This window comes from Blautia sp. AF14-40 (assembly GCF_003479665.1).
Lineage (GTDB): Bacteria > Bacillota > Clostridia > Lachnospirales > Lachnospiraceae > Fusicatenibacter > Fusicatenibacter saccharivorans.
Genome location: NZ_QUHK01000001.1, coordinates 371,831 through 395,789, shown reverse-complemented (window position 1 = coordinate 395,789; position 23,959 = coordinate 371,831). Strand labels below are relative to the sequence as shown.

Sequence of the window (23,959 nt, the reverse complement as noted above, 5' to 3'; positions counted from 1 at the left end):
CCACCGCTATAATCGGGATAATATACTGAATCGGCATTCTCTATTTTCCTCCTTTTTCTTCCTGTTTCAGAACCGGAAACTGGGGCAATCCAGTACACAATTCCAGTCCATTAAATTCTTGTTTTTCAATTATCTGCTGATAATCTACCGTCACAGTAACGAAATATACTTTTTGATTGTTGGCATCCCGGCCTTCCTCTGTATGAAGATGTCCCTGGACAAACACTGTCGTTCCTTTTTTTATTTTCTGAAATGCTATCATTGCCCGTTCTCCAAAGGCAACACAGTACATGTAATCGGAGTAAGAACTTTTCGGTCGCTGCACGGCCAGGATGTACCGGCATGTTGGAACTGATCTCCCTCTCCTGTCTTTTTCATAGGAAAATTGTGGGACGCAGGTGCAAACACCCTGGATTTTAATCTGATTCATGTTTGCCCTCCTTATACCAGATTACCAGTTGTATTTTCTTGACGGTAAGGCAGCCTCCGGTATCGCAGAACTTCCATCCGCAGTAAATCATCCCGCAGGGTTTCTGCATCCATGCCCTCAAATAAAATGTCAAGGGTTGTCTCAAAATCCCGGTAACGACTGCGCTGGCTGTACATAAGTGCCTTTTCAATCCTTTCCAGAATCGGACCATTTTCATAAAGTTCCTGCAATTCTAAAAGGGATTGCTGCAGTGTGTCTTTTCGCCGGAAATGTTCTATCATCCGGCTTTTAAATTCTGCCACATCAGCCGGGTTTAACACTTCCGGTTCCGTGTCAATGTTTGACACGGGAACTTCTTCTTTATCATTCGGAAGTTCTTCCGGCGCATTTTCCGTTTTTTCCTCTTCTATGACAGGTATATTCTTTTTTCGTTTTAAATCTGGAACATTTAAAACATTTTTCAGCTTTTTGGTATCAACCCCAAGCTTTTTTTCCAACGGCTCTTCTTGAGTTTCTTCCTTTTTCTGTTTTCGCTCTTGTATTAAACTGATTACAGCTGTTGCTGCAAAACCAAACGCTGCGATCGCAAGCACCGCGGTCATCAAGTAATATGGATTTCCCAAAAATGACTTTATACTTTCCATGGCCGATCTCCTTTACTTGAAATTCCGTGATGCATCTACCGCAAGTTCTACCAGCTCCTCTGCCGAGATTCTTCTGTCATACCATCCGGTCAGAACTGCCGCTTTTTCGTATTCATCATAAGATGCCTTATATTCCGGCATTTCTGCGTTCATCTGGTAGATGACTTCTTTTAAGTTCTTGGTTTCGCGGCGTGGAACACTGATTTCATAGCATGGAAGGGAATCAAAGCGGAAATGATAATTCTTTTCGCCACATACCGCATCTACAATAATTCCATCCGTATTATGGCGGGTTGTCACATTTTCGAACTCTGGCAGTGTCAGCAAGTAATTCTGCAGTTCTTCTGCACTTAAATCGTGGCTTTCCGGCTGATTACTGTTTTCTTCCAGCTGTCTCTGTAATTCTTCCTTGTCTTTTGCCTGATCATCCAGATCTCTCCGCAAAGATTTTACCTGCTTATTTAGTTCAATGACTTTTCCTTGGAGTTCTCCATTCCGTTTTCGCAACTTTTCTTCTACTTCCGGATCAGTGCTGCTATCCTCTGCTTTTAACTGCAGGTTCGCAAGTTCAGCTTCCTTTGCATCAAAATCTTTCTGTAATTTTTCCATCTGTTCCGTTTTGGAATCACGTTCTTTTTCTGCCATGGAAAGACGGCTCTGCAATGTTTCAATTTTCGCCTGCAGTTCTGTTTCCTTATCCGTTGGAAGTGACATATCCGGATACAGTTTTAAATTTTCCTGCATCATCTTGAGGTTATCCCTCTCTGCCTGCAGCTCAATACTTAAGTTCTGTGCCTGCAGCTTTTCCATTTGCAGTTCCTGCCGTTTCTTAATCAGCTCATTTTCCTGTTCCTGCTTTGCTTTCGCCAGGGATTCCTTTGTTTCCTGTTCCCAGTTTTTTAAAGCAGTTTCCTGTTTTTCCATGTCCTCTACTTTAGCTGCAAGAGCATCCTGGATCTGGTCCAGTTCTTTTTCCCGGTTATCCAGATCTGTTGCTTTCTGTTCCTGGCTATTTTTCTGCTTTTCCAATGCATTTGCAAGAGACTGCAGCTGCTTGGAACGGTCATCGAACAGCTTTTCACGTTTTTTATATTGCTCTTCTCGTTCCTGATACAGCTGATTCATTTTTTCGGCCATACTTAATGTATTTTCATCCATGACGTATCCTTTCTTCGGGCGCTTAGCCCAATATCTTTCTTACTCTTTTTTCGTATTGCAGTAAGAAACATCAATACACTCCAACTGCCGATAAAAAAAACGGCAAAAAAACAGATATGATTCCTATCTGCCGTATCCACCGGATCAGCCTTTAAAATCATACCTTCTGTATCTGTGTCAATGTTTGACACCTGTTTTGTGGTTTCCATATCGGTGTCAACGTTTGACACCGCTTGTGGCTTTTCCGTACTCGTGTCAACGTTTGACACCGCTTGTGGCTTTTCCGTACTCGTGTCAACGTTTGACACCGCTTGTGGCTTTTCCGTACTCGTGTCAACGTTTGACACCGCTTGTGGCTTTTCCGTACTCGTGTCAACGTTTGACACCGCTTGTGGCTTTTCCGTACTCGTGTCAACGTTTGACACCGCTTGTGGCTTTTCCGTACTCGTGTCAACGTTTGACACCGCTTGTGGCTTTTCCGTACTCGTGTCAACGTTTGACACCGCTTGTGGCTTTTCCGTACTCGTGTCAACGTTTGACACCGCTTGTGGCTTTTCCGTACTCGTGTCAACGTTTGACACCGCTTGTGGCTTTTCCGTACTCGTGTCAACGTTTGACACCGCTTGTGGCTTTTCCGTACTCGTGTCAACGTTTGACACCGCTTGTGGCTTTTCCGTACTCGTGTCAACGTTTGACACCGCTTGTGGCTTTTCCGTACTCGTGTCAACGTTTGACACCGCTTGTGGCTTTTCCGTACTCGTGTCAACGTTTGACACCGCTTGTGGCTTTTCCGTACTCGTGTCAACGTTTGACACCGTTTTGCTGCTTTTCTGTCCCGTGTCAATGTTTGACACGGATTTTTCAGCCCGTTTTCCATTCCATAAGGAAACTCCGGTTCCGCAGAGCAGCAGGCAAGCCAAAATCATACAAATTCTGGCTCTTACTTTTGCTTTAAGACGCTTCCTTTTCCGCATTCGCGACCTCTTTCTGGGCAACCGTAACGGCGTGTATAACCAATCTGTAAGGATTGGAGCCATCACCTACGCAGGTGGATAAAGTAAAAACTTTCTCCTTTCCGGTCGGGGCAATATTACAGTCATATTCCGCATTCTGTACGGTTTCTGCAATCCATTGTTTCCATTCCTCGCTGTCACCTTTATATCCCAGTGTAAAAACATCACTGTCATACCGGGTGCTGTATACGCTGTATATCGCACAGGTATAAGTAGTTTCCGGTGTATAAACATATACATAAGGATAAGTGTTCCGGAAGTCCTTATCATGGTACTTTTTCAGGCTTCCAAACATTTTCCCGGATGCCATGTTATGCCCATATAAAATAATGTGGCTTTCTTCGAAATCTGTTCCGGCAGTTGCAAAAATGGAACCAAGAATATTGCTTTCTCCTGTTACGGTATGGTTCAGGTAATAACTGTTGTCCTCTCCTAAAGCAACCGGATAATCAATGGGTGTTCCGGGAACTGTGATCCATGCCAAAATCTCAGGATTGATCTGCTGTAAATTCTGAAAATCAACTATTCTTTCCATATTCGGATCTGTTTCCTCTTCCGGCTCATCTGTAGTTGATTCTGTGTTTTCTTCATCTGTTGTATCCGGATTTTGGATATAGCCACTGATAAGGTTCTGCTGTTCCCGGTCGGTTTGTGCTTCCTGCAAAATCCGTGGAAGATAAGACGCACCCAGCAGACATAAAATTGCCAGCAGGACACACCCAGCAGCTTTTCGCATTTTCACACCTCCCTGTTCTTTAATGAAATACCCGTGTCAAACATTGACACGGGTATAAATCCGGTTTTGCTGGTTACTTTAACGGAATGATGTTCTTAACAGAAGTATCATGCGTTGTAGTTCCCCAGTCATCTTTCTGGTTTTCAAATGTGATGGATGTACCGGTTGGTTTCGCCTTTAAATTTGCATGTACGGAGAAAATTTTATCCGGAGCAACGCCCTTCGCCGGTTCCTGTAATTTTGAAATCTTTACATTCTCTGTTCCGGTAACGTTCACCAGATGATACCGCAGCACATCCTGTTCTGTTACTGTGTAGTCTTCTCCTACCGGGATTTTGTTCCAGGTGACAGAAAGTTCTACATATCCCTGTCCATCGGTATGTGAATTTACGTAATTTTCCGTGAACTCTACATAATTCTGGAAGGTACGGTCTTTTCCATTAATATCTTTTCCTTTTACGGTGAAGATAAAGGTTGGGTTTCCATGCGCCCAGGTAATATCGCTTGCTTTAATTTTCTTTACTATGGTAAGGTCTGCATAGCGCATATCCTTCATGGTGATAGTCTGCGTATCTGCTTTGCTTTCCAGCGTAAAGGTAATTGGATCAGCAAGTTTATAATGATCCGGGGCCTGATCCTCACGTAAAGTATACTGACCCGGTTTCAGTTTTTCGATCCGGTGCGGTGTGCTTCCGGATGTCCAGCTTTCTACCAGACGGCCATTGCTATCCAGAAGAGAAAGTTTCGCTCCGGAAATGTTCTCTCCGGTACCGGAATCTACTTTTGCAAGATCCAGTTTTGTATAATCATTTTCTACCGTGATTGTCAGGTTTGACTGCCCATTGACTTTTCCGTCGGATACTGTGAAATCTTTCACTGCATTATCCAGTACGTATCCATCTTTGGTTGCCGTTTCCTGGTAATGCCAGGTTCCATCCTTCACACCATCAATCGTGATCCGTCCATTGCTATCTGTTTTCTGCGTTTTATCATAGCTCTTGTCATCATTCCAGATATGGAACGTAACACCTTCCATGACTGTGCCATCGTTTTTGCTTACTTTCTGCAGAACAAGCGCATTTTTCTGGTTCTGTACAGCTACATTGACGCTGGTATGGCTATCATCCAGGGTAACTGCATGTTCTGTAGTATCCAGGACGTATCCATCCGGGGCTGTTATTTCTTTGACAATGTACTGACCAAGTTCCAGCTGTTTGCTGGCTGCTGATCCATTGCCATCTGTAGTTACGGTATCAACTACCGTATTGGCAGCAACCAGGGTTGTGCCTCCGGCTGTCTTAATATCCTTTGCAGCTTTGATTTCAAATACCGCACCGGAAAGTTTTTTATTATTCTCACCGGTTTTTGTGATTGTGATCTGACCGGTTTTTCTGGCATTTGTCGCATCCAGTGTTAAAGTAACAACACCTTCTTTTTCTGCTGTAAACTCATGTTCCCAAGTTCCGGTATATCCTGCAGGATTTTTTGTTTCCACTACTTTGAAACTACGATTCTCTGTATCCGTTTCTTTAAGATTCAGTGCCATATATTCTTTATACTGATCGTTCCATGTTGCCTTTGTATATGTAACCCATTGGCCACCTTGCATCTTATAAACAGTGAACTCTGCACCTTTCAAAGCTTCTCCTGTTGTTTCATCTTTCTTTTTGATAACAAGATCTACATTTCTAGTCTGTCCCATAACCATTTCTGATGTATAACCAAACTCAGAAGTATTCCATACGTGCCAATCTGTTGCCTCGGTCCGGCTTGATCCTTTCCATCCATTAAATATGGCATCCTTACCAGTAAATGTAAAGTCTTTTGGATATGATTGCACTGTGGTAAGTCCCTTACCTGGACCGTCCACATTTTGTATGGTTCCTCCATTATAAAAGACCATAGTCTGAGAATCGCCTTCATATGTGTAAGTAACCCATCCTTCCGGGTTATCCGGTGAAGTACCATCATCTGCATTTGAACCCTTTTTTGCTGACCAGATTGCATCCGTTCTTGCATCATAGATTAGACGATCATCAGCTTCCTTCGTGACATAAATGCCATCGACTTTTCCATCAATATAAAATCCCTGGGAATAGTCCAGATCAGATAAAGTGAAATGTCCCTTAACCTTAAGTGGATTTCCATTTTCATCGTAATATGAAAATCTTACCTTAATCCATTTTAAGCCTTTAATATCAATGACAGGAGTTGCACCGCCTTTTGTATTGTCTACAGAAACAACAACATTGTCTACATCTTCATATCCCGGATACCCGCTGATATCAGTATTCTGCCAGTCCAAAAACCAGATTCGCATGGTAACTGGTAAGCCATTGGCATTACCCACATTGGTGTACTCTGCATACATCTTTCCTTTTAAGTTCTCATATGGAACAAAGGAACGTATATTTGACCACCTCGATGTATCAGCCAGTTTCCACCACGAAGAGCATGCTTTCGCATATCTTTCTGCATTTTGGCAAAAATAGTTATCCCATGATCCACTTCTATCACTGCATCCAAATGTAATTTTTGTTTCTGATCCAATGACTGGTGTAAAGTTATAAGACCCATCAATAACAGAATCTTTGTTTACAATTTTTCCAATACCAGAATTAACTACAGATGGTAACCCATCCATGCCTGTGCTGACAGCAAAAACATTTTCCGGGAAAGAAATTCCAGTTACCATCAAGGCTGCCATAAGCAGCCCTGACAGTGCCTTTTTCCATCGTTTCACAGTTTTTTCCTCCTCTCTTTCTTCTCTTTACGGGACAGTTTCACGGTTCCAAGAGCCGTTACCGCCGCAATTCCAAGAGGAACAAAAACGTATGGATCTGCAAGACCGGTTTTTGGTGCCGTAGTCTGCGAAATGGCAGGGGACGGTTCGTTTTTGCCCGGTTCTTCAGCACCCTGTACACGGAAAATCCAGTTTACCATGCTTTCCCGTTTTGCATATGCATTTTTCAGTTCTGCCGGTAACTGCAGCGTAAACTGTACCCGCGAATTTTTCCCTGTTTCCAGTGTTCCAAGACTGATTTCCTGATTCAGGGATGCAGCCTGCAAATCACCGTTATACAGGGTTTTTCCGTTTTGCGTGATCGTCAATTTAAACTGTTTTAAAAGGTCAAGTTCTTCATCCGTTAAATTTCTAGGCGTTTCCGTATGGAAGAAAAATTCGGCACTGGTTGCTGTCGTATTGGAAAGCTGAAAACTATCACTGATCGTATCGCCAGGCATTGCCGTCTGTAAATTTCTAAAGAAATCTTCCGGCGCAGCCACCAGCTTTCTGGCAGCCCCTTCATAAGTGACGGACATAGCGGTATACTGTTTTGTCACTTCTGTGATGCTGTTATCCGTCTCATGTACGCACTGTTCAATTTCCGTATCGCCCCATGGGGATTCCGAATTAAAATCCGGTGTAAAGTTTGCTGCCTGCACCGCTTCTGCGGTCACAGTAAGTCCAAGAACCCTGTCCTGTGCTTTTGATGTCCACGCTGCAGGAATCGTTACGTTCTGGAAAAAGTCTGCGGATTCTCCGTTTTTCAACGGCTGCGTATAGTAATAATACTCACCCTGTTTTACCCATTCATCGGAAATTCCATCCAGTTCTTCATCACTCAGAACATACTCCGCAGGCGTTTCCTTATCCTGATCCACCGAAGGTGTTTCTGTAGGTTCAGGCGTTATTTCCGGTTTTTCTGGCTCTTCCGGTGCTGGTGTTACTTCCGTTTCGGCATTTTCTGTCGTTTCCTGTGCTGTCTCTTCTGTTGCTTCCGGCGTTTCATTCGGATCTGCATCCGTTTTGGAATCTTCCTCTGGCTTTTCCGTGTCAACGTTTGACACGGAATCCGATGCCTCTCCGGAATAAGTGGTTTTCACCCGGATATAGCAGGTTTCTGCGTAATTTGTGATTCTCGGAATTTTCGAAATGGTCTGGGAAGGAAGAACAATTCCCTCTTTCGGTCCTGCATAAACTTTTTCCGTATCACCATCTTTTTCGTATTCCTGGATTCCAATGTTTACATCACCGGTACTGATGTGGTTTGTAACGGTAACGCTGTCCTGATAGTAAGCATATGATCCACTGATGGTACTTACTGCCGTGACCAGAATTCCGGCTGCTATTGCAATTTTCCTTTTCATTACTGGCCACCTCCTCCAAACCGTTTCCATGCGTCCTGATAAGAAGTGTATTCCTTCTGACCATCTGTTGTCTGAACGGATTCCTCGTAAACTGTTACTTCCAGGTTATCCTGCTCATATTCATCTGCAACAGTAACCCCCGTAAACAGATAAGTTGTTGTTCCTCCAACCGGAACAGCTTTTTTATAATAGTAATAGCCATCATTTCCCTTGACCCAGTTTGTGGTATCAAGTCCCGTGAACTCTTTTACAGGTTCACTGCATGTAATATATGCCCGGACATAGCAAGGTACATCTCCTGTATTTTTTGCCCTGACTTTTTTTACTACTGATCCGCTGGATGGAACCGGTGTCGGTGTCGGAAAATCCTCATCCGGAATAATGGTGTTATTTCCGGTTCTGATAATGTTTACTACTTCATCATGGTCCGTCTGGTAAGCAGAAGATCCCGATATTGCGGTGGCTGCTGCAAGAAAACCGCAGCAGCACATTCCGGCAATGGACAGCATTCGTTTTTTCTTTTTTTTCATGCTGTTTTCCCTTCTTTTTCAGAATAGTCCGGATGGCTTTCCGGACTGTTCTGAAAAGTATTCTTATGATAAAGTGTTGTTTCCATCCTGTTCCGGCTCAACCTGAACATCATCTGGGGTATTTGTTTTGTTTTCATCCGATGCTGCATTTCCGTTTCCATCAACGGTTGTAACCCCATTATTTCCGCTTTCGTCAGACTGCGGAGTCGTGATCTGTCCTGCCTGGCCCTGGTTCTGCAGTTCATATTTTTTCCATGCGGAAGCTGCTTTCTGTGGAATCGTGGTTCCTTCTCCGGTGTTGAGTTCCTGGATTGCATAGTAATGTACCGGCACATTCAGATCTTTTCCATCCAGCTGTCCCTCTACAATATTGGCAGCTGTCAGGCTTGTAAAGATCGGATCTGTTGTTTTTCCCGGTGCAAGTATTTCGTTATAGCTGTAGGTGTAAACCATATTATCTCCTACACGCTTGTTGTACATCAGAGTCCATTTCTTAGAAACATTGTTCATGGAGAACAGCTCTGTATCTTTTGCAACGCCTCCATTCAAACGGTTACCTGCAGCATTAACAGTAATCACCTTTGCAATCGGGATAGAAACATCCAGATATACATAAGCATCATTTTTTCCAACATTTTCGATCTGCGGGTCTTTTTTGATCACCTGGGTCGGAACGATATTGTTGGTTTTTCCATCATTATCCGGTGTGTAGTTCGGCTCATGGCCAACGATGTCTACTTTACCTACAGAAAATTTGTTGGTTACAGAATCATGATCTGTCAGATATGCCATGGATGATCCAACGGCCAGTGCGCCGCATAGTGCTGCTGCTGTAAAAAATGCTGCTACTTTTTTCTTTGTCATAATCGTAATTCTCCTTTTTTTCTTTTTGTTTTTTTTACCTGTTCCCGTTCCTTTGGTTCAGGTCTTTTCTCCGGAAAACAGAAAACCAGAAGCATGAACAGCGCCAGAAAACCTACGGTAAGAAACATGTGATTTTTCGCCCACATAAATCCGTATCCAAGATGTGGAATGCAGAACAGGTATGTTCCACGTATATTTTCTGCCGGAATGGTTCCGGAATCCGGATCTGTGTTTGCATCCCCTTTTGTCTGGTATCCCTCTTCTGTTTTTGACAGAATCCGGTGAGTCACCAGATCCCCGTGCCTCTCAAACGTAGCAATATTTCCTGGACGTACATCCCTCTTCGATGAATCCACAACTGCCACTGATCCTGTGGGAATCACAGGTTCCATAGAACCTGACAGAATCACATAACCCCTTAAATCACGGCACTGATAACAGGTAATACCAAGCACCATACAAACCAGAATCCATAGGAATGCGTGTATTACTTTTGTTTTCATTTTTCCTCTCTCTCCTTTTTTACTTTTTGTTGCCACTTCTTCCGGGCAACGGCGTCACCCCCTAAAAATGGGCATAAAAAATGCACCAGCCCATGAAAACCATGTTCTGATGCATGAAAGCCCATATTCCTTTTTTTCGTGTCAATCATTGACACGAGCAATTGAAAGATTTTTTTGTCCTACCTGCTGTCCCTTCTGTTTTCCTTCTTTTGCAAGTATAACATAGCATACCTTTTGATGACGTGCAAGGGTACATTTTTTCAGAAAAGGGTACATTTCTTTGAAAAAGGGTACATTTTCATCTAAAAAGGGTACATTTTCTCGAAAAATTTTATAAAAAAATTAGCGAATCTGAAATATCGTTTCAAAAACGCTGCCTTGGCTTCTTATTTTCTACAGATCATATGTATTAATGCCTATGGCAATCATAGCTCCACACACTACAATCCTGTTTATTATTTTTTTCGTAGTATTCATTTTTTCACCTTTCTTTCGAAAAAGGGATGCGCAAAGTTCTGCGCATCCCCCATGCTGCTTGACTTTTTCCGTCTGGCAGCTTATAATCAAATCAGAAGCAATCAAGGATATACCAGTGTCGGTGGTTGCCTTTCTGAAATAATCTAAATTATTACAAAGAGCAACAAGAGACATAGGCTATCCCCTATTTGCGGTAGGGAATAGCCTTCTTTCTACTTGCGATGGTTATCTATGTGGGACAATGCCTCTAAGACAACCAATAAAAGCGTCAACACTTCCATTGTATTCATTGGCATTACCCCCTTTCTGTTTCCAGAAAAGACAACCACCTGACTATCCCTATCACGTTCTGACCTGATTAGATTCAGTATAACATACCATCGACTATTTTACTACCTCTTCGACATACAAATCCCCTCTCGTAATTCGTCTACGAGAGGGGATTCTTTTTTTATCGGATAAAGTAGTTTGTGATCAAATTATAATCGTTCTCTGTCATACCAAGGACTTCGCCCATTCCCATATCTTGATTCTCCCAAGTAGCTGGAAAGTCAAGATCCTGATTTGCAAATGAGAATACAGCTGAGAAATTCACAATTTTTCTTCCGTTATACTCCTGCGGTTGTCCATACATTACAGCGATTGCTCCATATGCATTATAATCATCCATCTGGTTTGCTTTATGACCTGGAGAGGACATCCAAAGGTTGAAGATCTGGCGGGCAAGATCATCGGAATCTGTATATGACAGACCACCGCCGCAGCCGTTCTGTCTGCCACCATGCAGGGCCAGATTATCAGAAGTTCCGTATCCTGGCTGTGTGATTGATCTCATGATGTGGTATCCGGCAGCGGCAACGCTTCTCGGATAACAATGTTTTTCATCCCAAATCATAGCTGCATGTCCTTCTTTGACACGTTCTTCATTTACCAGGTCGAAAATCTTTCTGGAAACTTCCTGATCGTAAACGGTCATTCCAAGAGCCTCTTCATTGGTGTAGGGGATCTTTACTTGAACAGGGATAGATGTTGTTGCATATTCATCCCCACCATTTGCATGAGCCACAATATATGTAGATCCACGACCAACTGCTGTTACAAGACCGTTCTGATCTACTGTTGCCACAGATTCATCATCAGAACTCCACGTTACCGATTTATCTGTTGCGTTTTCAGGAATAACTTTTGCTGTTAACTGAAGTGTTTCGCCGACTGCAGTTAATTTCCCACTGCTTTGGCTGATATAAATGTTTTCCGCTTTTACAACTGGTATTTCTGTTGGTTTCGGTGTCTCTGTTGGTTTCGGCGTTTCCGTTGGTTTCGGCGTTTCCGTTGGTTTTGGCGTTTCCGTTGGTTTTGGCGTTTCCGTTGGCTTCGGTGTCTCTGTTGGTTTCGGCGTTTCCGTTGGTTTTGGCGTTTCCGTCGGTTTTGGTGTCTCCGTTGGTTTCGGTGTTTCTGTCGGTTTTGCTGCTGGTTTTGTTGTAAGCGCACCGTCTTTTCCGTAGTAATTTCCGTTTACCGTCTGATCCGTTACCATCTTACAGTCTGATCGGAAATAATATGTCTTTCCGGAAATTTTCATCTGCATATCCTTGCAGGCTCCGCCCCAGCTCCGGATATAGTATTTTGCTCCGTTTTCTTCTTTCCAGCATCCGGAAAGCATAACTCCGTTTCCGTCCACAAAATACAGGTTATCTTTGTATGTAAAGCTTGTGTTCACTGCCATGGTGCTGTCTGCCTGGAACCAGTACCATTTTCCTCCGGTTTTCAGCCACTCATTCTGATAGGCTGCACCGTTATCATGCAGGTAATATTTTTTTCCGTTCCAGGTCTGCCAGCAGTTTTTATAAGCTCCGCCCCAGCTGCAGAAGAAATAGGTTTTTCCCCCGTCCGTGAAAGATTCATTTGCTTTCATGGTTCCGTCTGCGTTCAGATAGTAACGGTTATTGTCCCAGGTCTGCCAGCCCGTTGCAATTTTTCCATCTTTTGCCAGTTTCCACTGTCCATCCATCACGATCCACTGCATGTTGGTTACATTAGCATTACCATCAAAAGTGTAGGAGCGTCCGTTGATTTTGGCAGATCTGTTCTTATATGCGCCGCCCCAGCTGCACAGATAGCGGATTTTCCCTGTATCATCCAGTCTCCACTCATTGGAGCGCATACTTCCATCACTATTCATGTAGTATTTATTTCCATCCCAGGTCTGCCAGCCCGTTGCAATTTTTCCGTCTTTCACCAGATACCATTTTCCACCTTTTACAACCCACTGGGAACCCTGTACCTTACTGTCTGCACCGAATGTATAACTTCTGCCGTTGATTCTTGCCTTGCAGTTCAGGTAAGCTCCACCCCAGCTGCGGAAGTAGTAAACCGATCCATCCGTATCAATCATCCACTCATTTGCTTTCATGGTTCCGTCTGCATTCAGATAATATTTTTTTCCGTCCCAGGTCTGCCAGCCGGTCTGTTTTACACCGTCTTTATAAAAATACCAGGTTCCGGACTCCTGCGTCCATCCGGTTTTTCCAGCTGCCTGTACTGTCTGGGCAGAAACGGTTGGGAACATATTTGTTGCGGCCGGTGTACCTACTGCCAGGCTCAGGCCAAGAAGTACCATTGCGATTCTTTTTCTCATACTTTTTCCTCCGTCCGTGTCAAACATTGACACCGATTTTTCTGTTTGAATTCCATGTCAACGTTTGACACGGGATTCCTTGTTTTGTTATTTCACTTTTTACTCCGGAATTTCTTCCAGAAGTTCCCCGGTATAATCTTCCCGTTTTCCAAGTTTTACGGCATCGTCCAGTTCGGACTGTTCCATGCATACACTTCCGATCGGGTGGATTCCTGGATCACAAAGAACCAGATACAGATTTCCCTGGTAATCTTCCGCTACATCACCATCCTGCCGGTAGCCAATAAACTCATGCTCAATCGGTATTTCTTCCGGATGCTCCAGATAGAATGGATCAAGCTCTCCCCAGTCCAGTGTGGAAAAATTGAAATTCGGAAAACGTTCTGCTATTACTTTCTCTGCATTTTTTCGAAGCTCTTTCATGTCCATATGGTTTCTCCCCCTTTTTTATTTCTTTGGATCATATTATCATATTACCTTTCCAATTCCGTAATTACAAGAGTCTTTTGCTATTTTTCATATTGCATTTTTATTACATTCTAATCACCCCTCTGTTTTATTTGCATTTGTTGTTATTGTAATATGGCTTCCGCTGCTGAATGCGACTTCCATAGATGCCTTTAATGCGTTCAGGATTTCATCTGCACTTTTTGTTCCCCCGTAGAAGCCCGTATTGGCCGTTTCCTGCGATTTTTCTGCATCGTACCGTAAAATGATGATCGTAAGTCCTGTTCCAGCCGTTGCAGCGTCCGAAAACGAGCTTGAAAGGGTTGTCCTGGATGTACAGGAAACGGTAAGTGTTCCACTCAGGAACTTACAGCCGGAAAACAGGTTCCCGCTATCCGTACAGGAAGATGGGATTTCACCGGTTATGGATTCCAGTGCGGTACATCCGAAAAAACTGCTGTTCATTTTCTGTGCAGCTGATGGGATATGCACTTCTTTCAGGTTGACGCAGCCATTGCAGATATTCGAGAGTTCCTTCGCACTGTCCGGAATCTGGACAGATGCCAGGGCCACACAGCCGTAATACATAGAATCCATGTTCTCCAGCTGCATACAGGCTGTTGTATCGGCTCCATCGATCAGCGCCGTATCACCGTAAAATGCTTTTTTTGCCTGTTTTATATTCCCTGGAAGTTCCATGGCCTTTTCCAGTGCAATACACCCTTCTGCGCAGGATGTAATATCTTCCAGCCGGACCGCACCAGACATATCCGGCATACTGGTCATCGCTGTGGCATTTTTGAATGTTTCCACCATGCTTCTCACTGTGTCCGGAATGCGGCACAATGTTTCCAGGTATTCGTCATTTCCTGTAAACCAGTAGTCCATGCTTTCCACTTCTGCCTCCGGATCAATCCAGGTCAGCCGTTTAACAGAATCTTTCTTCCATGGCGCAGAATCTGATTTGAAATTCCGGACGCTTCCTTTTCCGGATATTTCTAGATCCCCGTTGGAATACAGGATAGCCTCCACATCATCTGGATTTTCTCTGCCGATTTTATACCTAACACTTTCATCACGGTCAATAAGCACTGTTATCTCTGCCTTGATATCCGGATATGCCTTGGAGGAAACCTCTACGGTAACACTGTGGCCATGTGCCGGCACTTTAGCCGGTGACACGCTGTATGTATCTGCATCCAGAAGCTGTTTCTGTTTCCCGGATATTCCGTATACGCGGAAATTTTTTTCTGAAAGCCGACTTCCGGCAGCATAGCTTTTCTCTGCAGCTTCCACCTTGATCGTTTCCGGTTTTTCCGGTGCAGCTTCTTTTCGAAATTTTGGCAGTACCAAAAATACGACTCCAACAAGAATCAGCAAAATAACAGCAATCAACGATATGATCCACAAGCTGCTTTTCTTTTTCTGCCTTTTTTTCGCTGGCTGTTTTTTTGATACGGCCATTTTTACTCTTTTTTCTTTTCCGTATTGTGCAGGCACTTCAGGATATAACAGATGTGATCTTTATCCAGCTTCAGGAACATGCTTTTTACAATCGGAACAGGACGTTCCTTTCCTCCAATCCGGATTGTTCCTGTATCCGGCAGCATTAGGGTTTCTACAATCAGATCGACCAGTTCATCCACTTCCTGCTTGTTATAGATCGGCGGGTAGTTCTCGTAATCAATATTTTTCCGAATCAGTTCCCGGTAGGCAGATATCCGATCCATCATATCCATCCCACCTCTTTTTGTTCCCCGCTTTATATTATGATGTTAGGGTCAAAACCATAAATAACTTTGTCCTCTATTTCTATAGCACCTTGAAAAATTCATATTTTGTAGTGTAATACCGGATTTCTTCGGATATACGCTGGTATTCCCTTCCTTGATTTTATACAAGTACCGGATTTTGAGCGTAATGTCCTAAACCCTTCACATAGTTGAAGAGTTTTCTGAAATTCAATGCTACTATCTTGGAACCGAAAAAGAACTTGCCCCGCTGTTTCCCACGAGGTATCTTTTCCAAGTGGTAATTCTTGCGTATATTCAATGGAACAGTTTCCACTCCATTACGCAGCCTTGCATAATTTTTGAATTCTTTGCTATTCATGTTCCGTTGGATTTTCGCACGTTCATGCGCTGCTTTGGATGTTACTATTTTTGCAACCTTCTTAAAGATCTTCGGCTTGCATTGATCCTGCTACGGACAGTTGGCACACTGCTCATGCAGAGAGGAAACGGCACACTGATTGCTTGGTTTCATATAAGAACAGCTTTTCGGTGCATGGCCGGCTGGACATCGGAGGACTTTTGTTCCCTCTTCGTTGAATTCAAAATCAGCAAGGATATCCGGAGCCGGTTTCCCCGTCAGACTTGTGGTAATCAGTTCTACGTTTTTATGAGCTGCAAGTTGTGTGTTTTCTGTTCCACTATATGCTCCATCCGTGACTATAACAGTCCGTTCTTCCTGGTTATCCATCTGCGCAAGGTGCTCCTGGATAAACTGACTGTCACTATGGTTGTTTTGCTCATACTGGTACTCTGTTACAACAGAACCATCGGCTCCAACGGATTCTTCAAGATTAGCAGCATATCCTCGATGCTCTTTTCCTGCTTTATTCCGGAATGTCGCTTCAGGGTCAGAAGGATTCTGCAGCATGGTTGATTTCATGCCGCCGTCTTCTTTCGTGCGGAGTCTTCGGTTTTCATTTTCAACAATGGTCTGTTCTGACAGGCATCTGACAAACAGATCATACTCTGTTGAATCATTGTAATCAGACTCACACAGGGCAAGAAGTTTATCCGCATCCGTTAAGAGTTGCTTCATGCGCTCATCTGCATCGGTACTGCGCTGATGATAAATCACTCTGTTAAAATCGTTAGGATCGATATAATGTTTTAAATCGTCAGACAGAACGGAACCATTGATTTTATTCACATACATCGCCAGCTTTACAATGCAGGTGTATATCAGTTCCATTCGGCTGAGCCTGCGGACGTTGGATTCGATCATCATGGAATCCATACGTCTGACTTTACCGCTGATTCCCATCAGTTTTGCAATGGAAGCACTTAAATCTTTCACACAATCATGGTAAAGATCCTTGTTGTGAAGTGTTTCATAATCATAGCACCTCTTGCGGAAACGGCTTAAGGTCTTGTCACTCAAAGGCTGTTCTTCAAAACTTGTTGTGTGCAGTGCGTACTGAATTCGAAAATCCAGCATAAGATTTTCGACCATCTCGTCATCGGAATAATCAAAAAGCTCTTTGATAATGAGCGCACCAACAATCACGTTGACCGGAGTATTCGGTCTGGATGCCTTATCGCTGTATAAGACAGAAAAACGCTTTTCATCAATGGCAGGAAATATTTCATCGGCAAAGACTTTTGCCCAGGATTTTTCCAATGCTTTTTGTTCTCTGGCAGTTAATCCAGAAAAACTATCTGTAAATGACATTTGCTGGTAAGTATTTTCTTTGAATGACATAGAGATTGCCTTCTTTCCTACTAAGATATCTCTATTATACAGCAAGTAAACCATTTAGGCTTGTATTTACTACAAAATATATGAACTTTTCAAGGTACTATAGAGGGGCTTTTGACCCCAACATCATAGTTTTAAAATAATATAAAGCAAACGGATAAAAATATTTTCTCCGTCATAAACTTCAAAAAGAGAGGGAAAAACTTATGATTTTTTATTTTACCGGAACTGGTAATTCGCTTTGGGCTGCAAAAGAAATTGGAAAAGAGCTGAATCAGCCTGTTGAGAATATTATAAAACAGAAAGCAATTTTTTCTGCAAAAACGATATAATCGGTTTTGTCTTTCCTACCTACATGAGCGATCTGCCATGGATTGTAAAAGAATTTTTATTGAAGTTAACGGTCAATCCTGACTGCTATACTTTTGTCGTCATGACTTCTAACAATGGAAAAAGCGGAAATTCTTTTGTCAGCCTAAGTCAGGCACTTTCCCGCAGCGGTGCAAACCTGTCGGCTGTCTTTGATCTGCAGATGCCAGGCAACTGTTTAATCAGCTCAGAGCAGGAAAATCTGGAACGACTGAAAAAAGCACCGGAACGGTTAAAATCTATCATATCTTTTATAAAAGAACAAAAAACAAACTTTACATCTGACGGAAGTCTGCCAAAAGAAGATTTTGTTACTGCATCGTATTTTTATGGAGGACATTCCTGTGCAGCCTGTTATGCCTGTCTTCACTGGTGTCCCAAGAATGCTACCCTGCTTAAAGTTCCATTTTTGAAACATCGTCCGCAGTATCATCATCCAGATGTAACGCTGGCGGAAATCAAAGAATAAGTCTGTAAACGGCGCCCCGGTCCTGCATCCAAATGATCTGCAGGGCCGGGGCGCTTTGCAATTTATGTGCGTGTAAGATGTTGGCTTTTTATTTTCGCTCCGTCTCGCATACGATGATATGTTTGCTCTTCTCATACCCGGGAACTTTCCGGTCCGTGATAAAAATCGGTTTTTCAAAGTCTGCGAAGGTAACGGAACTGATGCTGTTAAATTTGCTTGCGTCACAGAGGACGTAGCACTGGCGGCACTGCTCCATGGCGGTCTTTTTGATTACTGCTTCATTGACATCCGGCGTTGTGCAGCCGCTTCTTCTTGTGACACCGTTGGTGCCGAAAAAGCCTTTGGTGAAATGATACTCCTGGATCGTGCGGATTGCCTGGTTTCCGACGACGGCTTCTGTGGAGCTTTTGAGCTCGCCGCCTACCAGAATGACCTTAAACCCGCGTGATGCCAGCCGCCGTGCGTGGTCAACGGCGTTTGTCACGAAAACGGCGGAGGTTGCCCGGATGAAATCGATCATATGCGCCGTTGTCGTTCCCGCGTCGAGAAAGACGAAATCGTCCGGCTCGATGAGGGATGCCGCATATTCTGCGATTTTCCGTTTGGCATCGCAGTTCAGCTCATTTTTCTGTGCAACGGTGTACTCGTGTGCCGTCACCTTCTGGCCGGCTTCCACGGCGCCGCCGAATACCTTTTCCAGCTTGCCCTCCTTGTCGAGCGCTGTGATATCGCGGCGTACCGTGGACTCCGATGTATCGAGAAGATCCCGGACTTCCGTCACGGTGATGCTTCCCTTTTCCTTTAACAGTTTCAAAATTATCTCATGTCTCTGCTGTGTTAACATTTCTTTCCTGCCTTATATTCTGCCACGTTTGTTTCCAGAATGATCTTGCGGAGCGGAAGGATGCTTCCCGGAGAAACGGAAAGTTCATCTACGCCCATCGCAAGGAACTCTTTTGTCAGCTCCTGGTCAGCGCCGAGTTCGCCGCAGATACCGGCCCAGATGCCGGCTTTGTGTGCATTCTCCACAACCATCTGAATCATGCGCAGGATCGCCGGGTGATGCGGATCAAAGAACGGATCCAGCTTTGTGTTCTGGCGGTCGATCGCGAGGGTGTACTGACTGAGGTCGTTCGTTCCGATACTGAAGAAATCAACCTCTTTTGCCAGCTCATCGCTGATGATGGCAGCCGCCGGGGTCTCGATCATGATACCCTGCTCTGGATTTCCGTACTCAATGCCCTGCTCAGCGAGAGAAGCTTTTACTTCCTCCACAATCGCTTTGATCTGGCGAACCTCGCCGACACTTGTGATCATTGGATACATAATGGCAATTTTTCCATATGCGCTTGCGCGGAACAGCGCGCGAAGCTGTGTCTTGAAGATCTCCGGCCGCGTCAGGCAGATGCGGATCGCACGGCAGCCAAGTGCCGGGTTCTCCTCTTTTTCCATCTCGAAATAATCGCACTGTTTATCGGCACCGATATCGAGGGTACGGATGATGACGCGTTTTCCCGCCATCGTCTCTGCTGCCTGTTTGTAGATACGGAACTGCTCCTCCTCTGTTGGATAGTGATCCTGCTCAAGATAGATAAACTCGCTTCGGAACAGGCCGATGCCGCCCGCGTCGTTCTGCATGACAGCCGCAAGGTCTTTGATGTTTCCGATATTAGCATACAGCAGAATTTTCTGTCCATCCAGTGTAATATTTTCTTTTCCCTTTAAGGTGAGGAGCAGTTTTTTCTTTTCCTCCTCCTCGGTGCGGCGCTTCTGCATGGCAGCAAGAGTCTCCTCGTCCGGATCAACATAGATGGTTCCATCGGATCCGTCCACGATGCCGAGCTTTCCGTCTACGCTCTCATCCAGCGGAAGCGGTGTTCCGACCAGTGCCGGAATCGCCATGGTTCTTGCAAGGATAGCGGTGTGGGAATTTAAAGAACCGTGTACGGTAACAAAAGAAAGAACTTTGTCCTTATCCATCTGTACCGTCTCAGACGGCGCAAGGTCATCTGCCACGATGATCGCCGGTTCGTCGTTTAAGGATGCGTCGGTGTCGTCTCCGTTTAAGATGGAGATCAGACGCTCGGAAATATCCTTTACGTCTGCCGCGCGCTCTCTCATGTAATCATCGTCCATGGCAGAAAACATCTGCGCAAAGTTGTCGCCTGTCGTTGCAACGGCATACTCAGCGTTGACGCCCTGGCTCTTGATAATATTCTCGACGGACTCGTTGTAGCCGTCGTCCTCCATCATCATCTGATGTACCTCGAAGATCGCTGCATTGGCCTCGCCAACCTCTTTGCATGCTTTTTCATACAGAACGCTAAGCTGTGCGATTCCTTTTGCCTTTGCTTCCTCAAACCGTGCCATCTCCGCATCCGGATTTTCTACTTTCACACGTTTTACCTGACGCTCATTCTTTTTGTATACGCGGATCTTTCCGATCGCAATGCCGGAAAATACGCTTTTTCCCTGATAAATCTGCATAAGTTTTCTCCACCTTTGTTCTCGATATCCGAATTTTCTGTCCAGACAGCCGGAGCGTGTTCAAAAAGGATTTCTTAGTTTCAGAAAGTTTTTCAAACACGCTCCTGCCGATTACTATATTGTAATTCTCCAGAGCCCCATCTCAATTCCGCTTACGCTCCATTTCGATGTGGCTTCTCGCCATATGGAATTCCAGAAAAAAGCACTCATTCATGCAAGCATGATTCGCACTTTTTTCTTCCATTCCGCATGGCTCTGTAGAATTACAAGTTCTCTTTCATGAAATTGCTGATTGCTTCGTATGCAGCATCTTCATCTGCTCCATCGAAGGTCAGGGTAACTTCTTCGCCCTGTTTTACAGCCAGTCCCATGATGCCGAAGATGGCTTTGCAGTTCATGGCTTTTCCGTCTTTTGCGATCTTGATATCACAGGAAAATTCTTTGACTGCTTTTACCAGCATTCCTGCCGGACGAGCGTGGATTCCTTCTGGATCTGTTACAACATACTTAAATTCTTTCATGATTTTTTCCTCCCATAGGATCTTTGATATTTTTATTTTACTTTGTTTTCTGTCTTTTTTCTACTCTTTTATGCAACTTTTTTCTTTAAAACTCCAAGCAGAACTGCGGATACCACTGTTCCGATGACAACTGCCACCAGATAAAGCAGCGCATTTCCCATAACCGGTACAACGAAGATGCCGCCGTGCGGTGCCATTAAGGTACAGCCAAATGCCATGGAGAGCGCACCTGCGAGGCCAGAGCCGATGATGCAGGCCGGAAGAACGTGGATCGGGTCTGCTGCTGCGAATGGAATCGCACCCTCGGTGATGAAGGCGAGTCCCATGATGAAGTTGGTCGGACCGGATTCTCTTTCTTCTTTTGTAAATTTATCTTTGAACAGCAGGGTTGCAAGTGCAATCGCACACGGAGGAACCATACCGCCGATCATAACGGATGCCATAATGTCGTAGTTTCCTGCTGCGATGGCTGCTGTTCCGAATACGTAAGCTGCTTTGTTGAACGGGCCGCCCATGTCGATGGCCATCATGCCGCCGAGGATCATGCCAAGGATCAGCTTGCTGGATCCGCCCATGGAAGCAAGACCATTGTTCAGTACCGTGTTGACGGTTCCCATGATCGGCTCTACAATGAAGAGCATCAGAAGTCCCATCGCAAGGATGCCGACTACCGGGTAAATCAGAACCGGCGCAATCTTTTCGAGTGCTTCCGGAAGTTTCTCACATGCTTTGCGGAGGACAAGGATAATGTAGCCTGCTGCAAAACCGGCAACAAGTGCTCCAAGGAAACCGGAGGTTCCGCTCGATGCCATCATACCGCCGACAAAACCAAGGGCAAGTGCCGGCCGGTCGCCGATTGCCATGGCGATGTAGCCTGCAAGAACCGGGAGCATGAAGCCGAATGCCACGCCGCCGATCTGTTTGAACATCGCTGCAGCCGGGGTAATCGTACCGAAGTTTGATCTGGCTGCGGCATCAAGGGAGTTCATATCAACAAGAAGTCCGTCGATCAGGAATGCGATTGCGATCAGAATACCGCCGCCGACAACGAACGGAAGCATATGGGAAACACCATTCATCAGCTGGGTGTACAGCTGGTGGCCGATACCGCCGCTGTTCTTCTTCGTGCTTGCTGCGGCTGTCTGCGCATTGCCGCTCTTGTAAACCGGTGCGTTTCCGGACATCGCAAGCTCGATCAGCTCATCTGCTTTGCTGATACCGTCGGATACCTGGCGCTGGATGACTTTCTTTCCGTCGAAACGATCCATCGGAACCTGTGCGTCGGCTGCAACGATGATGCAGTCCGCATCGGCGATTTCCTGTGCAGTCAGCACGTTTTTCGCTCCGCCGGAGCCTCGTGTCTCGACTTTTACGAAGCATCCTTTTGCTTTCGCTGCTTTCTCGATTCCCTCGGCTGCCATGTAAGTGTGGGCAATACCGGTCGGGCAGGAAGTAACGGCGAGAATCTTCACCTGGTTTTCTTTTGCTTCCACCGGCTCTGCAAGACGCTCATCTACGCTCTTTTTCTCTTCATCGGCGCGGTCGATAATGGCAAGGAACTCTTCCGGTGTCCTTGCGTTTCGAAGGCTCTTGGTGAACTCTTCATCCATCAGCATCATGGAAAGTTTACTTAAGACATCGAGGTGAACGTTGTCTTTTGTGTTCGGCGCTGCGATGAGGAACAGCAGGGTGACCGGCTCTCCATCGAGAGAATCAAAATCAACACCGTTCGGGATCACCATGGCTGCAAGGCCCGGTTTGTTTACTGCATCACATTTTCCGTGCGGAATCGCAATTCCCTCTCCGATTCCTGTGGTGCTCTCTTCTTCTCTTGCGTAAACCTGTGCGCGGTACGCATCTTCGTCTGTGATCTTTCCGCTTTTGACCATCAGCGCTACGGCTGCGTCAAGCGTTTCCTGTTTGCTTTTCGGTGCGGCATCCAGCGCAATACTGCGGATGTCCAGCAAATCTGTGATTCTCATGAGACGTCCTCCCTTTTATTTTGTAATCTGTTCGTAGACAGATGCAATTTCCTCCCGGGTTGCAAGGTTTTCAGAAAAAGCACTTGCACTTCCCGCTGCGATTCCCATATGGAACGCATGGAGGTAATCTTCTTTTTCCATGTAGCCTGCCATGAATCCGGCTACCATCGAGTCTCCTGCGCCGACGCCGTTGATAAGCTTTCCTTTCGGGGCCGGAGCTTCAAAGACCTCACCGGATGCGGCAACGAGAACGGCTCCTTCGCCTGCCATGGAAACCAGAACGTTCTGTGCGCCCTTTTTCTGCAGCTGTTTTGCATACGGAACAACCGACTCTCTTGTCTTTAATTCCACACCGAAAATCTCGCCGAGTTCGTGATTGTTCGGTTTGATGAGGAACGGGTGGTACGGCAGAACCTTCATCAGCAGATCACGGGTCGCGTCTACGACGATGCGGACGCCCTTGCCGTCGAGCATTTCCATAATTTTCTGATAGGCATCATCTGCCATGGATGACGGGATGCTGCCTGCGAGGAAGAGAACGTCGCCCTCGCCGAGTGCGGAAAGCTGTTTCATCAGCTCTTCCACTTTTTTCTCCGGGATTTCGGGTCCCTGTCCGTTGATTTCAGTTCCGTCAATACTCTTTAATTTGACGTTGATGCGGGAATATCCTTCTTCCAGCCAGATGCAGCCGTTTTTAATTCCCATCTGGTCGAGCCGTCCCGCGATTTCTTTTCCGGTAAAGCCTGCCAGAAATCCGAGCGCTGTGCTCTCAATTCCAAGGTTTCCAAGTACGGTCGATACGTTGATTCCTTTTCCGCCCGGAAGCATCAGCTCGGAGCTTGTGCGGTTGGTAAGGCCGAGCTTGAAGTCTTCCACCGATACAATGTAGTCCAGAGACGGATTGAATGTCACTGTGTAAATCATATTTCCCTCCTGCTTTATTTTGATCGTGTTTGCTTTGATGAGCTTATTATATCGTCATATTCATTCAAAATCAATCATTAATATTTCATGAATTTTACCTTCTCTTTTTGTCGTATTTGCATAAGTTTA

Annotated in this window: 22 protein-coding genes; 2 read left to right on the top strand and 20 right to left on the bottom strand. The window is 45.0% G+C overall.

Annotated elements, in window-relative coordinates; translation table 11 throughout:
* Nucleotides 1–40: 40 nt before the first annotated feature.
* The 15 genes from DWW13_RS01870 to DWW13_RS01795 form a co-directional block, all read right to left on the bottom strand.
* On the bottom strand, nt 41–430 hold the full coding sequence (locus tag DWW13_RS01870; protein ID WP_117805200.1) for a single-stranded DNA-binding protein: 390 nt from the start codon (nt 428–430) through the stop codon (nt 41–43).
* Between the two features lie 11 nt (nt 431–441).
* Nucleotides 442–1,074, bottom strand: coding sequence for a hypothetical protein (locus DWW13_RS01865; protein WP_117812932.1), 633 nt, complete (start codon nt 1,072–1,074; stop codon nt 442–444).
* A 12-nt stretch (nt 1,075–1,086) separates the two neighbouring features.
* Nucleotides 1,087–2,232, bottom strand: coding sequence for a hypothetical protein (locus tag DWW13_RS01860; protein WP_118719050.1), 1,146 nt, complete (start codon nt 2,230–2,232; stop codon nt 1,087–1,089).
* Nucleotides 2,214–3,158 carry a hypothetical protein gene (locus DWW13_RS01855; RefSeq protein WP_147398306.1) on the bottom strand — a complete coding sequence of 315 codons (945 nt, stop codon included), beginning with the start codon at nt 3,156–3,158 and terminating at the stop codon, nt 2,214–2,216. The genes DWW13_RS01860 and DWW13_RS01855 overlap by 19 nt, the downstream gene beginning before the upstream one ends.
* Before the next feature lie 25 nt (nt 3,159–3,183).
* On the bottom strand, nt 3,184–3,981 hold the full coding sequence (srtB, locus tag DWW13_RS01850; protein ID WP_118640426.1) for a class B sortase: 798 nt from the start codon (nt 3,979–3,981) through the stop codon (nt 3,184–3,186).
* 73 nt (nt 3,982–4,054) lie between these two features.
* The gene (locus DWW13_RS01845; RefSeq protein WP_118719046.1) at nt 4,055–6,724 is read right to left on the bottom strand and encodes a SpaA isopeptide-forming pilin-related protein; all 2,670 of its coding nucleotides are present in this window, start codon (nt 6,722–6,724) and stop codon (nt 4,055–4,057) included.
* The gene (locus tag DWW13_RS01840) at nt 6,721–8,130 is read right to left on the bottom strand and encodes a hypothetical protein (RefSeq protein ID WP_118719044.1); all 1,410 of its coding nucleotides are present in this window, start codon (nt 8,128–8,130) and stop codon (nt 6,721–6,723) included. Before DWW13_RS01840 ends, DWW13_RS01845 begins: the two co-directional genes overlap by 4 nt.
* A complete protein-coding gene (locus tag DWW13_RS01835) occupies nt 8,130–8,660 on the bottom strand; it encodes a hypothetical protein (protein ID WP_022461030.1) in 531 nt (176 codons plus the stop codon). Before DWW13_RS01835 ends, DWW13_RS01840 begins: the two co-directional genes overlap by 1 nt.
* 63 nt (nt 8,661–8,723) lie before the next feature.
* Nucleotides 8,724–9,524, bottom strand: coding sequence for a TasA family protein (locus tag DWW13_RS01830; RefSeq protein ID WP_022461031.1), 801 nt, complete (start codon nt 9,522–9,524; stop codon nt 8,724–8,726).
* Nucleotides 9,521–10,027 carry a signal peptidase I gene (locus DWW13_RS01825; RefSeq protein WP_118594771.1) on the bottom strand — a complete coding sequence of 169 codons (507 nt, stop codon included), beginning with the start codon at nt 10,025–10,027 and terminating at the stop codon, nt 9,521–9,523. The genes DWW13_RS01830 and DWW13_RS01825 overlap by 4 nt, the downstream gene beginning before the upstream one ends.
* A 928-nt stretch (nt 10,028–10,955) precedes the next feature.
* The gene (locus DWW13_RS01815) at nt 10,956–13,142 is read right to left on the bottom strand and encodes an Ig-like domain-containing protein (RefSeq protein WP_158579732.1); all 2,187 of its coding nucleotides are present in this window, start codon (nt 13,140–13,142) and stop codon (nt 10,956–10,958) included.
* A gap of 99 nt (nt 13,143–13,241) precedes the next feature.
* Nucleotides 13,242–13,571 carry a hypothetical protein gene (locus tag DWW13_RS01810; RefSeq protein WP_117812925.1) on the bottom strand — a complete coding sequence of 110 codons (330 nt, stop codon included), beginning with the start codon at nt 13,569–13,571 and terminating at the stop codon, nt 13,242–13,244.
* Nucleotides 13,572–13,685: 114 nt separating this feature from the next.
* Nucleotides 13,686–14,942: a leucine-rich repeat protein gene (locus DWW13_RS01805; protein WP_158579731.1), complete on the bottom strand. Its 1,257-nt coding sequence runs from the start codon at nt 14,940–14,942 to the stop codon at nt 13,686–13,688.
* Nucleotides 14,943–15,055: 113 nt separating this feature from the next.
* Nucleotides 15,056–15,328: a DUF6017 domain-containing protein gene (locus tag DWW13_RS01800; RefSeq protein WP_118719038.1), complete on the bottom strand. Its 273-nt coding sequence runs from the start codon at nt 15,326–15,328 to the stop codon at nt 15,056–15,058.
* Between the two features lie 463 nt (nt 15,329–15,791).
* Nucleotides 15,792–17,081 (bottom strand): transposase, encoded by a 1,290-nt coding sequence (locus tag DWW13_RS01795; RefSeq protein ID WP_226906315.1) that lies wholly within the window; start codon nt 17,079–17,081, stop codon nt 15,792–15,794.
* Between the two features lie 203 nt (nt 17,082–17,284).
* Here DWW13_RS01795 and DWW13_RS19705 point away from each other — a divergent pair, with 203 nt between their 5' ends.
* Nucleotides 17,285–17,410: a hypothetical protein gene (locus DWW13_RS19705; RefSeq protein ID WP_256359687.1), complete on the top strand. Its 126-nt coding sequence runs from the start codon at nt 17,285–17,287 to the stop codon at nt 17,408–17,410.
* A gap of 59 nt (nt 17,411–17,469) precedes the next feature.
* Nucleotides 17,470–17,916 carry a hypothetical protein gene (locus DWW13_RS01790; RefSeq protein WP_117760316.1) on the top strand — a complete coding sequence of 149 codons (447 nt, stop codon included), beginning with the start codon at nt 17,470–17,472 and terminating at the stop codon, nt 17,914–17,916.
* An 88-nt stretch (nt 17,917–18,004) separates the two neighbouring features.
* Here the strand turns inward: DWW13_RS01790 and DWW13_RS01785 are convergent, their stop codons facing one another.
* The 5 genes from DWW13_RS01785 to pfkB form a co-directional block, all read right to left on the bottom strand.
* On the bottom strand, nt 18,005–18,760 hold the full coding sequence (locus DWW13_RS01785; protein WP_055265168.1) for a DeoR/GlpR family DNA-binding transcription regulator: 756 nt from the start codon (nt 18,758–18,760) through the stop codon (nt 18,005–18,007).
* Entirely contained in the window at nt 18,754–20,403 is a 1,650-nt protein-coding gene (gene ptsP, locus DWW13_RS01780) for a phosphoenolpyruvate--protein phosphotransferase (RefSeq protein ID WP_118719036.1), read from the bottom strand. The genes DWW13_RS01785 and ptsP overlap by 7 nt, the downstream gene beginning before the upstream one ends.
* A 263-nt stretch (nt 20,404–20,666) precedes the next feature.
* Nucleotides 20,667–20,924 (bottom strand): HPr family phosphocarrier protein, encoded by a 258-nt coding sequence (locus DWW13_RS01775; protein ID WP_022463097.1) that lies wholly within the window; start codon nt 20,922–20,924, stop codon nt 20,667–20,669.
* Nucleotides 20,925–20,992: 68 nt separating this feature from the next.
* Nucleotides 20,993–22,906 carry a PTS fructose transporter subunit IIABC gene (locus DWW13_RS01770; RefSeq protein ID WP_118719034.1) on the bottom strand — a complete coding sequence of 638 codons (1,914 nt, stop codon included), beginning with the start codon at nt 22,904–22,906 and terminating at the stop codon, nt 20,993–20,995.
* A 15-nt stretch (nt 22,907–22,921) separates the two neighbouring features.
* Nucleotides 22,922–23,830 (bottom strand): 1-phosphofructokinase, encoded by a 909-nt coding sequence (pfkB, locus tag DWW13_RS01765; RefSeq protein WP_118666254.1) that lies wholly within the window; start codon nt 23,828–23,830, stop codon nt 22,922–22,924.
* Nucleotides 23,831–23,959 lie beyond the last annotated feature (129 nt).

Bases quoted from the DNA above. Each gene is read 5' to 3' on its own strand.
- DWW13_RS01870 (WP_117805200.1), bottom strand. From the start codon at position 430: ATGAATCAGATTAAAATCCAGGGTGTTTGCACCTGCGTCCCACAATTT.
- DWW13_RS01865 (WP_117812932.1), bottom strand. From the start codon at position 1,074: ATGGAAAGTATAAAGTCATTTTTGGGAAATCCATATTACTTGATGACC.
- DWW13_RS01860 (WP_118719050.1), bottom strand. From the start codon at position 2,232: ATGGATGAAAATACATTAAGTATGGCCGAAAAAATGAATCAGCTGTAT.
- DWW13_RS01855 (WP_147398306.1), bottom strand. From the start codon at position 3,158: ATGATTTTGGCTTGCCTGCTGCTCTGCGGAACCGGAGTTTCCTTATGG.
- srtB (WP_118640426.1), bottom strand. From the start codon at position 3,981: ATGCGAAAAGCTGCTGGGTGTGTCCTGCTGGCAATTTTATGTCTGCTG.
- DWW13_RS01840 (WP_118719044.1), bottom strand. From the start codon at position 8,130: ATGAAAAGGAAAATTGCAATAGCAGCCGGAATTCTGGTCACGGCAGTA.
- DWW13_RS01835 (WP_022461030.1), bottom strand. From the start codon at position 8,660: ATGAAAAAAAAGAAAAAACGAATGCTGTCCATTGCCGGAATGTGCTGC.
- DWW13_RS01830 (WP_022461031.1), bottom strand. From the start codon at position 9,524: ATGACAAAGAAAAAAGTAGCAGCATTTTTTACAGCAGCAGCACTATGC.
- DWW13_RS01825 (WP_118594771.1), bottom strand. From the start codon at position 10,027: ATGAAAACAAAAGTAATACACGCATTCCTATGGATTCTGGTTTGTATG.
- DWW13_RS01815 (WP_158579732.1), bottom strand. From the start codon at position 13,142: ATGAGAAAAAGAATCGCAATGGTACTTCTTGGCCTGAGCCTGGCAGTA.
- DWW13_RS01810 (WP_117812925.1), bottom strand. From the start codon at position 13,571: ATGGACATGAAAGAGCTTCGAAAAAATGCAGAGAAAGTAATAGCAGAA.
- DWW13_RS01800 (WP_118719038.1), bottom strand. From the start codon at position 15,328: ATGGATATGATGGATCGGATATCTGCCTACCGGGAACTGATTCGGAAA.
- DWW13_RS01795 (WP_226906315.1), bottom strand. From the start codon at position 17,081: ATGTCATTCAAAGAAAATACTTACCAGCAAATGTCATTTACAGATAGT.
- DWW13_RS19705 (WP_256359687.1), top strand. From the start codon at position 17,285: ATGATTTTTTATTTTACCGGAACTGGTAATTCGCTTTGGGCTGCAAAA.
- DWW13_RS01785 (WP_055265168.1), bottom strand. From the start codon at position 18,760: ATGTTAACACAGCAGAGACATGAGATAATTTTGAAACTGTTAAAGGAA.
- ptsP (WP_118719036.1), bottom strand. From the start codon at position 20,403: ATGCAGATTTATCAGGGAAAAAGCGTATTTTCCGGCATTGCGATCGGA.
- DWW13_RS01775 (WP_022463097.1), bottom strand. From the start codon at position 20,924: ATGAAAGAATTTAAGTATGTTGTAACAGATCCAGAAGGAATCCACGCT.
- DWW13_RS01770 (WP_118719034.1), bottom strand. From the start codon at position 22,906: ATGAGAATCACAGATTTGCTGGACATCCGCAGTATTGCGCTGGATGCC.
- pfkB (WP_118666254.1), bottom strand. From the start codon at position 23,830: ATGATTTACACAGTGACATTCAATCCGTCTCTGGACTACATTGTATCG.